Origin of the sequence: Sphaerimonospora thailandensis (assembly GCF_016863115.1) — a bacterium.
Taxonomy (GTDB): Bacteria; Actinomycetota; Actinomycetes; order Streptosporangiales; family Streptosporangiaceae; genus Sphaerimonospora; species Sphaerimonospora cavernae.
This window is the reverse complement of sequence record NZ_BOOG01000007.1, coordinates 77893-88842: the sequence shown is the minus strand read 5'-3', so window position 1 is coordinate 88842 and position 10950 is coordinate 77893. Positions and strand designations below refer to the sequence as shown.

9 protein-coding genes are annotated in these 10950 nt (G+C 71.3%); 3 read left to right on the top strand and 6 right to left on the bottom strand.

All coding sequences use genetic code 11. The annotated features are described in order from the left end of the window. Nucleotides 1–17 precede the first annotated feature (17 nt). The 4 genes from Mth01_RS02350 to mraZ all read right to left on the bottom strand — a co-directional run bounded on the left by Mth01_RS02350 (nt 18) and on the right by mraZ (nt 4081). Nucleotides 18–1748 (bottom strand): peptidoglycan D,D-transpeptidase FtsI family protein, encoded by a 1731-nt coding sequence (locus Mth01_RS02350; RefSeq protein WP_239089254.1) that lies wholly within the window; start codon nt 1746–1748, stop codon nt 18–20. Between the two features lie 287 nt (nt 1749–2035). Then, nucleotides 2036–2512 carry a hypothetical protein gene (locus Mth01_RS02345; RefSeq protein WP_204010430.1) on the bottom strand — a complete coding sequence of 159 codons (477 nt, stop codon included), beginning with the start codon at nt 2510–2512 and terminating at the stop codon, nt 2036–2038. Further along, nucleotides 2509–3432, bottom strand: a complete 924-nt coding sequence (gene rsmH, locus Mth01_RS02340) for a 16S rRNA (cytosine(1402)-N(4))-methyltransferase RsmH (RefSeq protein WP_204010428.1) — start codon at nt 3430–3432, stop codon at nt 2509–2511. The genes Mth01_RS02345 and rsmH overlap by 4 nt, the downstream gene beginning before the upstream one ends. 217 nt (nt 3433–3649) lie before the next feature. Further along, a complete protein-coding gene (mraZ, locus tag Mth01_RS02335) occupies nt 3650–4081 on the bottom strand; it encodes a division/cell wall cluster transcriptional repressor MraZ (protein ID WP_204010426.1) in 432 nt (143 codons plus the stop codon). A 348-nt stretch (nt 4082–4429) separates the two neighbouring features. Between mraZ and Mth01_RS02330 the strand changes: the two genes are divergently transcribed. Genes Mth01_RS02330 through Mth01_RS02320 form a run of 3 tightly spaced genes read left to right on the top strand, consistent with a single transcriptional unit; the run spans nt 4430 to nt 8975 of the window. After that, nucleotides 4430–5395, top strand: a complete 966-nt coding sequence (locus tag Mth01_RS02330) for an AAA family ATPase (protein WP_239089238.1) — start codon at nt 4430–4432, stop codon at nt 5393–5395. Beyond that, complete coding sequence (locus Mth01_RS02325; protein ID WP_204010424.1) at nt 5392–6621, top strand: DUF58 domain-containing protein; 1230 nt, start codon at nt 5392–5394, stop codon at nt 6619–6621. The genes Mth01_RS02330 and Mth01_RS02325 overlap by 4 nt, the downstream gene beginning before the upstream one ends. Continuing rightward, a complete protein-coding gene (locus Mth01_RS02320) occupies nt 6618–8975 on the top strand; it encodes a transglutaminase TgpA family protein (protein WP_204010420.1) in 2358 nt (785 codons plus the stop codon). Before Mth01_RS02325 ends, Mth01_RS02320 begins: the two co-directional genes overlap by 4 nt. Nucleotides 8976–9080: 105 nt before the next feature. On the opposite strand, the gene Mth01_RS02315 is transcribed toward Mth01_RS02320, so the two are convergent. Both Mth01_RS02315 and Mth01_RS02310 read right to left on the bottom strand, forming a co-directional pair. Beyond that, nucleotides 9081–9479: a DUF3040 domain-containing protein gene (locus Mth01_RS02315; RefSeq protein WP_204010417.1), complete on the bottom strand. Its 399-nt coding sequence runs from the start codon at nt 9477–9479 to the stop codon at nt 9081–9083. Between the two features lie 147 nt (nt 9480–9626). Beyond that, the gene (locus Mth01_RS02310) at nt 9627–10874 is read right to left on the bottom strand and encodes a DNA polymerase IV (RefSeq protein ID WP_407695912.1); all 1248 of its coding nucleotides are present in this window, start codon (nt 10872–10874) and stop codon (nt 9627–9629) included. Between the last annotated feature and the right edge of the window lie 76 nt (nt 10875–10950).

Here is a 10950-nt window from a genome sequence, read left to right as displayed (position 1 = left end):
CGGCGAGAGCGTACCTCCTACCGGTGTGCACGAAGGACGACGTCGGGCGTCTTCGTACCCGTCGGAGGGATCTTCCTGGTCTTCAACGCGAATGTCATGACATTCCTGAACACGGGGGCGGCCACGGTGCCGCCGTAGTGACCTTTCTTCGGATCCTGGATGACGGCCAGAGCCATCAGCCGGGGCTTGTCCGCCGGCGTGAAGCCGACGAACGTCGCCGTATATCCGCAGTATCCCCCGCATTCCTGGTCATATCTCATCGCGGTACCGGTCTTGCCCGCGACCCGGTAGCCGGGGATCGCCGCCTCCGTTCCCGTACCATCGTGTCCGACGGCGGCCTCCAGCATCAGCGAGATCTCCCGGGCGGTCCGCTCGCTGATCACCCGGGTCCGCTTCGGCGCCGGGGCCGGGACGAACCGTCCGTGCCCGTCGGTGGTGCCCGCGACGATCGTGGGGGTGACCCGTACCCCGCCGTTGGCGATCGTCTGGTAGACGCTGGCGATCTGCAGGGCGGTGACCGAGATGCCCTGGCCGTAGGCGATGGTGCAGCGCTGGCTGCCGGACCAGCCCTGCCAGCCGGGCAGCAGGCCCGCCTCCTCGCCCGGGAGGCCGACGCCGCTTCTGGCGCCGAACCCGAAGGCGCGGAACATGTCGTACAGCCGCTGGCTGCTGATCCGCTCCGCGGCCATGATCGTGCCGACGTTGCTCGACTCGGCGATGATCCCGGCGAAGGTGAGCGACTCCGGCGGGTGCGGATGCGCGTCCTTGAGCCGCCTGTCGGCGCACTGGATGCTGTCGGGCACCCGGAACACCGTGTCGGACCTGACCGTGCCCGACTCGATCGCCGCCGCCGCGGTGATCACCTTGTTGGTGCTGCCCGGCTCGAACACCTCGGACACGGCCCGGTTGCGCCGGTCCCCCGGCGGGGAGTCCTGCCAGTGGGTGAGATCGACCTCGGGCGCGTTGGCCATGGCCACGATCCGGCCGGTCGGCACATCAATGACGATCACGCTGCCGCTGCGCGCCCGCGACGCCTTCACCTGCTCGGCGATCGCCTCCTGCGCGGCCCACTGGATGTCCCTGTCGATGGTCAGCCGCACGTCGCGGCCGGGCACCGGCTCCTGGCGGGTGCTGCGCGTCATCGGGATGCGCTGCCCCTCCCCGCCGGTCTCGAAGCTCTGCTCGCCGTCGCGGCCCGCGAGCACCTTGTTGAAGGCGCTCTCCATGCCCGCCAGGCCGTACCCGTCGACACCGACGAATCCGACTATGCCCCCGGCGAGCCTGCCGCCCGGGTACTCGCGGTAGTAGGTCCGCTTGGCGCCGACCCCCCTGAACCCGAAGCTCATGATCTTCTTGGCGTGCAGGGGATCGACGTCCCGCGCCACCACCGCATAGCGCGAGGTCGTCTTCGCCAGCTTGGCCGCGATCTCCTCCTTCGAACGGTTCAGCTCCGTGGCGAGGGTGGTGGCGACCAGGTCCCGCTTGGCGGGCTCGACCACCTTCGGGTCGAGGTAGATCTCACGCGCCTCGACGGTCACCGCGAGCTCGTGACCCGCGATGTCGGTGATCGAGCCGCGCCGCGCCGGCAGCTTCTCCGACTGCTCGCGCCGGTCCGCGGCCTTCGCCTGGAGCACCTTGGAGTCCAGGCCCTGGAGCTGGACCAGCCGACCGGCGAGCAGGGACAGCACGAACGCCATCACGACCAGCCCGGCGTTCAGCCGCCGCCCGGGATCACTGAGCCGCAGCACGGCGGGCGGCCGCGGCGGGGGCGGGGGCGGCGCGGACCGGCGGCGCGGACCGGACGCACGCTGTGCCCCTTGTTGGGCCCCTTGTTGGGCCCCTTGTTGGGCCCCCCGCTGTGCCCCCTGTTGGGCCGCCCGCTGCGACGACGACCGACCGGACTGCGGCGCCCGCGGCTGTGATTGCGGGGGCTGTGCCGTACGAGGCGGGCCGGGCGGGCGCGGCGGCCTGGGCGGACGACCGTCGACCGGTCCCCCACCCCCTGGCCGCGGCGGCCGCCTCCTCCCGCCAGGGTTCACCTGGTCCCGTCCACCGGCCGCGAGGTGATGAACGACGGCGGCGAGTCATCCCACACCAGGTCGGACGGAGCCCTGCTCTTCAGAGCCTCCGGCTGGCTCGCGTCCCGAACCTGCTTCTCCTGGAGCGCCGCCTGCTGGCGCAGCTCGTCGATGCTCGACCGCAGGTCCCTCTCCTTGTACGTCCCCTGGGCGAGCGTTACGTTGAGCAGCAGCAGGGTGACCAGGCCGCCGCACATCAGACCGATGACGAGCAGCACGAACGGCGCCCGCGGCGCCCGCCGCATCGGTGCGGTCGCCCCCGCCGTCGCCGTACGGGTCACCCTGACGCGCCCGACCTCCCGCCTGGGCCGCGGGTCGGGACGTGTCTCGGGCTTGGGCCTGGCCTGTGTCCTGGCTTGGGGCTTGGCCTGTGTCTTGATCTGAGTCCTGCTCTCGAATGTGCTCTTCGGCCGTGGCTGCTGCGCCGTCCTCATCCCTGGCGGATCCTCTCTGCCGCCCGCAAACGGGCCGAGGCCGCCCGCGGGTTACGGGTCACCTCGTCGTCGTCCGGGAGCTCCGCTCCCCTCGTCAGAAGGCGGAACCGGGGCTGGTGGGCCTCGATCGGGACCGGAAGCCCGGGGGGGCCGGTGTCCCTGGTTCGCGCCGCGAGGACCTGCTTGGTGAGCCGGTCCTCCAGTGAGTGATAGGCGAGCACGACCACTCGCCCGCCGAGCACCATCGCGTCGAGGGCCGCGGGCAGGGCGCGCTCCAGGGCGGCCAGCTCCTGGTTGACCTCGATGCGCAGGGCTTGGAACGTTCTTTTGGCGGGGTTTCCCCCCGTCCGCCTCGTCGCGGCGGGGATCGCCGTCCGTACGAGATCGGCAAGTCGTCGGGTCGTCATGATGGGATGTTCGACGCGCTCCCGGGCGAGAAGGTTCGCGATGCGCGCGGCGAATCTTTCCTCGCCGTAGTCTCGCAGCACGCGGGTGATCTCGGCCACCGAATATGTGTTCACCACGTCGGCGGCGGTGAGCTCCTGGTCGGGGTCCATCCGCATGTCGAGGGGGGCGTCATAGGAGTACGCGAACCCACGTTCGGCCTCGTCGAGCTGGGGCGAGGACACCCCCAGATCGAACAGCGCGCCGTCGACGCGGGGTCGTCCGGCCGCCGCCAGCACGGCGGGCAGTTCGTCGGAGACGGCCCGCACGAGGGTGGTCCGCCCGGCATAGGGCGCGAGCCGTAGGGTGGACCGCTCGATGGCGGTGGGGTCGCGGTCGATGCCGATCAGATGCAGGGCCGGATGGGCCGCCAGCAGCGCCTCCGCGTGACCGCCGAGGCCGAGATTGGCGTCGACGACGACCGGGTCCGGCCCGGCCAGCGCGGGAGCGAGCAGCTCCAGAACGCGACCGATCATGACCGGAACGTGACCACCCGGCTGCCCAGAGTCTTGCGACAACGCCCTCCGCCCCCCATATCGTCCGGCCCCTTTATATCGTCCGGCCAGGTCCCCATCCGCATCGCCGGCCCTGACATCTGACACCGGGGAAGGTGCATCAGCTGCCGCCACATGGGAGCGGGTGGAGACCTCGCCGAACGTCACGACGGGTCATTCGATCAAACAGTCGGATCGATCAAAGGATCCCGGGCAACACCTCCTCAGACAGGTCGGAGAACTCCTGCTCCTGAGCGGCCAGGTAGGTCTCCCACGCCTGGGCGTCCCAGATCTCCAACCTGGTGTTCGCACCGATGACCGTGCAGTCGCGTTCCAAACCCGCGTACCGTCTGAGGCTCTGCGGAATCGTGATCCGCCCCTGCTTGTCCGGCGTCTCGTCCGATGCCCCGGCGAAGAGGACACGGCTGTAATCACGGACCGCCTTGGCCGTCACCGGAGCGGTGCGCAGGGCCTCGGTGATGCGCTGGAACTCCTCTACTGGGAAGACGTAGAGGCAGCGCTCCTGGCCTTTGGTGATCACAAGACCCTCCGCCAGCTCCTCGCGATACTTCGCCGGCAGGAACAGCCGTCCTTTGTCATCGAGACGCAGAGGGTGGGTGCCGAGGAACACCGGACCCACCTCCCGTGTCTTGCGGAGCGCTCGGCGCTACAGCCTCTGCTCTCCACTGCGCACCACCATACTCCACTTCTCTCCACCGTCAACTGATTCACCGCGTGTCGTCGTGTCATTTTCTCCGCGTTTTCCCAGGTAAATACGGGTGGGGCGAAGTGGGGGGCGCCAAGGCCCGCCAACCCCGACGGCGTAGGCGAAGCCGTACGAGAGGAAAGCGCGCGGCGTTTGTCACGGGATTCGGACGAAGGTGCTACGTAGACAAACTCGCCCGGGAACCTCGGGAGTCATAGGGTCGGTACCACAAGAAACAAAAAGGATGGATTAACCCCCATTTATGGAGGCCCGGTGGCAGCAACCTCCGACGTCGAGATCGACACGGACATCGACATCGCACACCGGATCGGCCGCGCGATCGAATCCGTGATCGAAGGCAAGAGCGACGTCGTCCGCCTCACCCTCACCGTGCTCCTGGCGGAGGGTCACCTCCTCATCGAGGACGTGCCCGGCGTCGGCAAGACCATGCTGGCCAAGGCCCTGGGGCGCTCGATCGACTGCCCTGTCAAGCGCGTGCAGTTCACCCCCGATCTGCTCCCCAGCGACATCACCGGGGTCAGCGCGTACAACCAACTGACCAGGGAGTTCGAGTTCAAACCCGGACCGGTGTTCGCCAACGTCGTCGTTGGCGACGAGATCAACCGGGCCTCGCCGAAGACGCAGTCGGCGCTGCTGGAGTGCATGGAGGAGCGGCAGGTGACCGTGGACGGCGTGACCTATGAACTCGCGCCGCCGTTCATGGTCATCGCGACCCAGAACCCGATCGAAATGGAGGGGACCTATCCCCTGCCGGAGGCCCAGCGCGACCGCTTCACCGCGAAGATCGCCATGGGCTATCCCGCCCCGGCGGCCGAGATGGAGATGCTCGACATCCACGGCGCCTCCCAGCCGCTGGAAAAGCTGCAGCCGGTGGCGACCACCGCCGAGGTGATGGGGCTGATCCGGGCCGTGCGCGCGGTCTACGTCTCGCAACCGGTGAAGCAGTACGCGGTCGACCTGGTGACCGCCACCAGGAACTCTCCCGACCTGCGGGTGGGCGCCTCCCCGCGCGCCACGCTGCACCTGGTGCGCGGCGCCAGGGCGCACGCCGCGCTGTCCGGCCGCGACTATGTGATCCCCGACGACCTGCAGGATCTGGCCGTCCCCGTCCTGGCACACCGGCTGCTGCCGAGCGTCGAGGCCCAGGGGCAGCGCCGCAGGCCGGAGCAGGTGATCGCCGACCTGGTGCGCCACGTTCCGGTGCCGGACGCCAGATGATCGGTCTGAAGGCCCTGACCCCCCGGGGGCGGTCGTTTCTCGCCTCGGGGGCCGCGGCCGCGCTGTGCGCCCTGTTCCTCGGGGAGCACGATCTGCTGCGGGTGGCCGTCCTGATCATCGCGATGCCGCTGCTCGCGGCGCTGATCGTGGCGCGCACCCGGTACCGGCTGGCCTGCGCCAGGCGGCTCGACCCCTCCCGGGTCCAGGTCGGCGGCGAAGGCACGGTCACCCTGCGGCTGGAGAACGTCACCCGTCTGCCGACCGGGCTGCTGCTCGTCGAGGACACCCTTCCGTACGCGCTGGGCACCCGCCCGCGGTTCGTCCTCGACCGCGTGGAGCCGCACGGCGTCCGGGAGATCGACTACAAGGTGCGGTCCGAACTGCGGGGGCGCTTCCCCCTCGGCCCGCTGTCCGTCCGGATCACCGACCCGTTCGGGCTGGTCGAGCTGACGAGATCGTTCACGATCACCGACGTGCTCGTGGTCACCCCCGAGGTGGTGCCGCTGCCCCCGGTACGCCTGTCCGGCGAGTGGACGGGCGGGGGCGACAGCCGTACCCGCTCGGTGGCGGCGGCGGGCGACGACGACGTGGCGCCGCGCGAGTACCGCCGGGGCGACGACCTGCGCCGGGTCCACTGGCGGTCGACCGCGCGGCACGGCGAGTTGATGGTCAGACGCGAGGAGCAGCAGTGGCAGAGCAGGGGCGCGCTGCTGCTGGACACCCGCAGGTGCGCGCACCGCGGCGATGGCCCCCGGTCGTCGTTCGAGGTCGCCGTCTCGGCCGCCGCCTCGATCGGCGTGCACCTGTCGCGCGACGGGCTGGGCCTGCGCCTGATCACCGACCAGGGCGCGCAGCATCTGGCCGACACCGGTGCCTCGTGGTCACTGCTCGACGCGCTCTCGGTCGTACGGCACAGCTCGGCGCGGTCGCTGGAGCACGGGATCGCGGCGCTGCGGCAGGGCGGCGGCGACGGCCTGATCGTCGCCGTGCTGGGGACGGTCGACTCCACCGACGCCCGGGAACTGGCCCGGCTCAAGCAGCCCGGCGTGACGGGGATCGCGGTCTTTCTGGACACCACTTCAGACGCACCGACGAGCCCCGGCATCGACGAGGCAGTCGAGAACGTACTGGCCGCCGCCGGATGGCGGGTGATCCGTCTTTCCGCCGGCGTCTCACTCGCGGCCGTCTGGCCCGAGGCCGCGCACAGGAGGGCGGGCATCCGATGAAACTGCCGGTCGCCGCGGGGCTGGCCACGGCCGCCGTCACGATCACGCTCTACCCGCTGTTCAGCGGCGGCGCCTGGTTCTGGACCTGCATGGGCGCCGTCCTGGTGACGACCGCGGCGGGGATGCTCCTGTCCCGTCTCGCCCCGCCCGGCCGTGCCTCCTCCGTCTGGGCCTCCTCCACCTGGGCGGCGATGACCGCGATGGCGGCCGCGCTGGGCGTCTACCTGACCGCCGCCTTCGCCGGCGACCAGGCATGGTTGCGGGTGATCCCGACCAGGGACTCCATGGTGCGGCTGGCCTCCCTGCTCAGCGAGGGCTTCGCCGACATCCAGCGCTACGCCGCACCCGTGCCCGCCGATCCGGCGGTCTGCCTGCTCACAGCGGGCGGCGTCGGGCTGGTCGCGATCCTCGTGGATCTCCTCGCGGTACGGCTGCGCCGCGCCGCGACGGCCGGGCTGCCGCTGCTGGCCCTGTTCACCGTGCCCGCGGCCGTGATGGCCGACCCGCTCGGCTGGCCCGCGTTCGTGATCGCGGCGTTCGGGTACGTCGGACTGCTCGTGGCCGACGGCCGGGAACGGCTGAGCCGCTGGGGGCGGACCGTGGTCGTACGGCGGTCGCGGCTCGCCGCCGCCGGGGTGCTGCCCGACACGGGACGGCTGGCGCTGTCGGGCAAGCGGATCGGCGTGATGGCCGTCGCGCTGGCGATCCTGCTCCCCGGGCTGCTGCCGACGCTGGCGCCCGATCCGCTGTTCGGATTCGGCGTGGGCAACGGCTCAGGGCCGGGCGGGGGCAGCATCGGCGTCCCGGACGCGATGGTCAAGCTGGGCTGGCAGCTCAGGCAGCCGGAGAACGCCACCGTGCTGACCTACACCTCCAGCGACGGCCGCTCCCGCTACCTGCGCATCTACGCCCTGGACAGGTTCGACGGGACGACCTGGAGGGTCGGCAGGCTGCAGGGACGCCAGGAGGACCGGGTGTCGGAGGGTCCCCTCCCCCCGGCCCCGGGGCTCGGCCCCGGCGTCGCGACACGCCAGGCGGAGACCCAGATCACGATCAGCGAGGACATCAGCAGGCTCAACTTCCTGCCCCTGCCGTATCCGGCGACCCGGGTCGACGTGGACGGCGACTGGCGGGCCGACCGTCCCTCGCTGCTGGTGTTCTCCACCCAGGACGAGGCGGCGGGTCTGCGATACCGGGTGCTGACCGGCGAGCCGGAGCCGACCGCCGAGCAACTCAGGCTGTCGACGGCGGCGGATCCGGAGCTCGACAGCCCCTATCTCGAGCTGCCCGGCACGCTCGATCCGGAGATCCGCGCCCTGGCCGCCCGGGTGACCGGGCAGGCCGCCACGCCGTATGAGAAGGCGGTGAAGCTCCAGGAATGGTTCACCAGGACGGGCGGCTTCACCTACAGTCTGGACGCGTCGTACGGCGGCCCGCGCGCGCTGACGCACTTCCTGCTCGAGAGCAGGAAGGGATACTGCGAGCAGTTCGCCGGTGCGATGGCCGTGATGGCGCGGACGCTCGGCATTCCGGCCCGGGTCGCGACCGGTTACACCGGCGGCACGAGGACCGGCGAGGTCTGGACCGTGCGCACTCACGACTCCCACGCCTGGCCCGAGCTGTACTTCGACGGTGTCGGATGGCTGCGGTTCGAGCCGACCCCGGGCGGCGGCGCCGGCCAGGGCACGGCCCAGGCGCCGCAGTACACGCTGCCGGTGACCTCGACGGCGGCGCCCACGCCCGGCTCCTCGGGCGGCTCTTCGGCCGGCTCCGACGACACCGACGAGGCGGGCGGTCCGCTCCGGCCGGACCGGCGCAGGCTCGACCGGGAGCTCGGCGGTGCGCCCGTGCCGGTGGACCCGGGGGTGCCGACGGCGGTCAAGGTGGGTGCGGCGGCGGCCGCCGTCCTGCTGCTGGTCCTGGTGCCGGCGGGGATCCGGATGGCGGCACGGCTGCGGCGCCGGCGGACGCTGCTCGGCGCCGCGCCCGCTCCCGCAGTCGAGGCGGCCTGGGCCGAGCTGTGCGACACGCTCACCGATCTCGGGCTGGCTCGCGAGCCCGGGGAGAGCCCGCGCGCGCTGGGCAGGCGACTGACCCACGGAATGGACGACGAGGAGGCCGCTTCCGTGGCCCGGATCGTTTCGGCGCAGGAACGGCTCCGGTACGCCCGCACTCCCGGGGAGACGATCCCCGGACCCGCCGATCTCGCGAGGGTGCGCCGGGCGCTGGCGCGCGAGATCTCACGGGGGCGGCGGCTCGCGATCGGCCTGGCCCCCACGTCGACGCTGCTACGCATCCGCGCGCTCGGCGGACGGGCGCTCGATGTCTTCGACCTGTCCGTCATCCGCCGTTAGGGAACGACCTGGGGCGTACCGGGGATTGAACCCGGTCCGCCGCCCCCCGGGTGCGGGGCGGCGGGCCGGGTTCGCGGTCCTGTCGGGGAAGGGGGACGACGGGGGTCAGTGCTCGTCGCGGCGGCGGCGCCAGCGCTCTTCCATCCGCTCCATGAAGCCCTGCTTCCTGCTGGGCCGGCGACCGCGGGGACTGGCGCCGGAGGAAGAGGAAGAGGAAGAGGATTCGCCGAATCCGTTCATGCGCATCCAGCTCGACAGCCCCCACAGGCAGGCGGCGAGCATCACGACGAACCCGGCGGCACCGAGGGGGATCTGCGCCGCCACGACGCCGACCATCAGCATCACCACGCCGAGGGCGAAGCCGATCCAGGCCTTCACGAGGCGGCGCTTGTAATGGTTGCGCGGATCTCTCGTTCGGACGCTATTGGCCCACTTCGGGTCCTCGGCGTAGAGGGCCTGCTCGATCTGGTCGAGCAAGCGCTGCTCGTGCTCAGACAGCGGCACGGCGCCTCCCAAGGACGGCCCCATTCAGGGGAAAACGGCTACAGACGACGCGGGGTGTCCAGACCTCGCGGTCGGTTATCCCCAGAATACGAGCCCGTAGACGTAGGCGAAAGAAAACGTCCAACGCGGGCCAAACCGGAGGCGACGTCATGGACCCATTGCACCAGACGGAGGCCGCACCAGTGACGCCGGGCGCACCGCCTCGGGCCCGAAACGCCGGGTCGCCCGGTCCACGGCCAACTCGGCCTCCCGCCAGCCCGTCTCCCGCTCGCCCAGGGAGAGCTGGCGGGTCGCCGTCGCCGCCGGGCGGAGATTCTCCACCCTGACTCCGACCAGCCTGAGGCGCACCCGCTCCAGGCCTGCGGCCTCGTAGAGCGCGCGAGCCGTGTCGTAGATCTCCTTCGCCACGTCGGTCGCCTCTCGGAGCGTCCGAGACCGGGTGATCGTCGTGAAGTCGGAACGGCGCAGCTTCACGCTGACCGTCCTGCCGACGTGCCCGCCCGCCCGCAGCCGCGCCGCGACCCGCTCGGACAGCCGCAGCAGCTCCCGCCTGATCGTCTCCGGGTCGTCCACGTCGTGGGGGAAGGTCTCCTCACCGCCGATGTTCTTGTCCGGGGCGTCGGCCACGACCGGACGGTCGTCCCGGCCCCAGGCCAGCTCCGCCAGGTGGGCCCCGACGGCCCCGAACTCGCGCTGGAGCGTGGCGACGGGCACCCGGGCGAGGTCGCCCACCGTCCGTATGCCGAGCCGCACCAGGGCCTGCTCGGTGCGCTCGCCCACGCCCCACAGCGCCCCGACGGGCAGCGGATGGAGAAACTCCACGACCTGGTCTGCCGGGACGACCAGCAGCCCGTCCGGCTTGCACGCGCGGGAGGCGAGCTTGGCCACGAATTTGCTGCTCGCCACGCCCACCGAGCAGGTGATGCCATGACGCTCGGCCACCTGCTCGCGGATCATCCGGGCGATGAGCGCGGGCGGCCCGAGCCTGCGGCGAGCCCCGCCCACGTCGAGGAACGCCTCGTCGGACGCGATCGGCTCGACCAGCGGCGTGATGGCCTCGAAGATCTCCCTGATGCCCCGGGAGACCTCGGCGTACCTGCCGTGACGGGGCGGGATGACCGTCGCCACCGGGCACAGGCGGCGAGCCCGGGTCATCGCCATCGCCGAGTGGACGCCGAACCGCCGGGCCTCATAGGTGGCGCTGAGCACCACGCCGCGTGCCCCGGGCGCCCCCACGATGACCGGGGTGCCCTTCAGCTCGGGCCGGTCGAGCAGCTCCACGCTGGCGTAGAAGGCGTCCATGTCCACGTGCAGGATCGGACAGCCGCTGTCGTCGGCCGCACCGCCGCCCCCTCGATCGGCCCGACGACCGGCCTCGTCGCCGACGCCGCCGATGATGATCTGTTTCCGGGACACGTCATCGACTCTACCCGAACAGTCATTCGAAGCACGTCAAATCTTGGGTGATTTC

What these genes read in the sequence shown, in the direction of transcription:
- Mth01_RS02345 (WP_204010430.1), bottom strand. Translation starts at nt 2,512, where the DNA reads ATGAGGACGGCGCAGCAGCCACGGCCGAAGAGCACATTCGAGAGCAGG.
- rsmH (WP_204010428.1), bottom strand. Translation starts at nt 3,432, where the DNA reads ATGATCGGTCGCGTTCTGGAGCTGCTCGCTCCCGCGCTGGCCGGGCCG.
- Mth01_RS02325 (WP_204010424.1), top strand. Translation starts at nt 5,392, where the DNA reads ATGATCGGTCTGAAGGCCCTGACCCCCCGGGGGCGGTCGTTTCTCGCC.
- Mth01_RS02320 (WP_204010420.1), top strand. Translation starts at nt 6,618, where the DNA reads ATGAAACTGCCGGTCGCCGCGGGGCTGGCCACGGCCGCCGTCACGATC.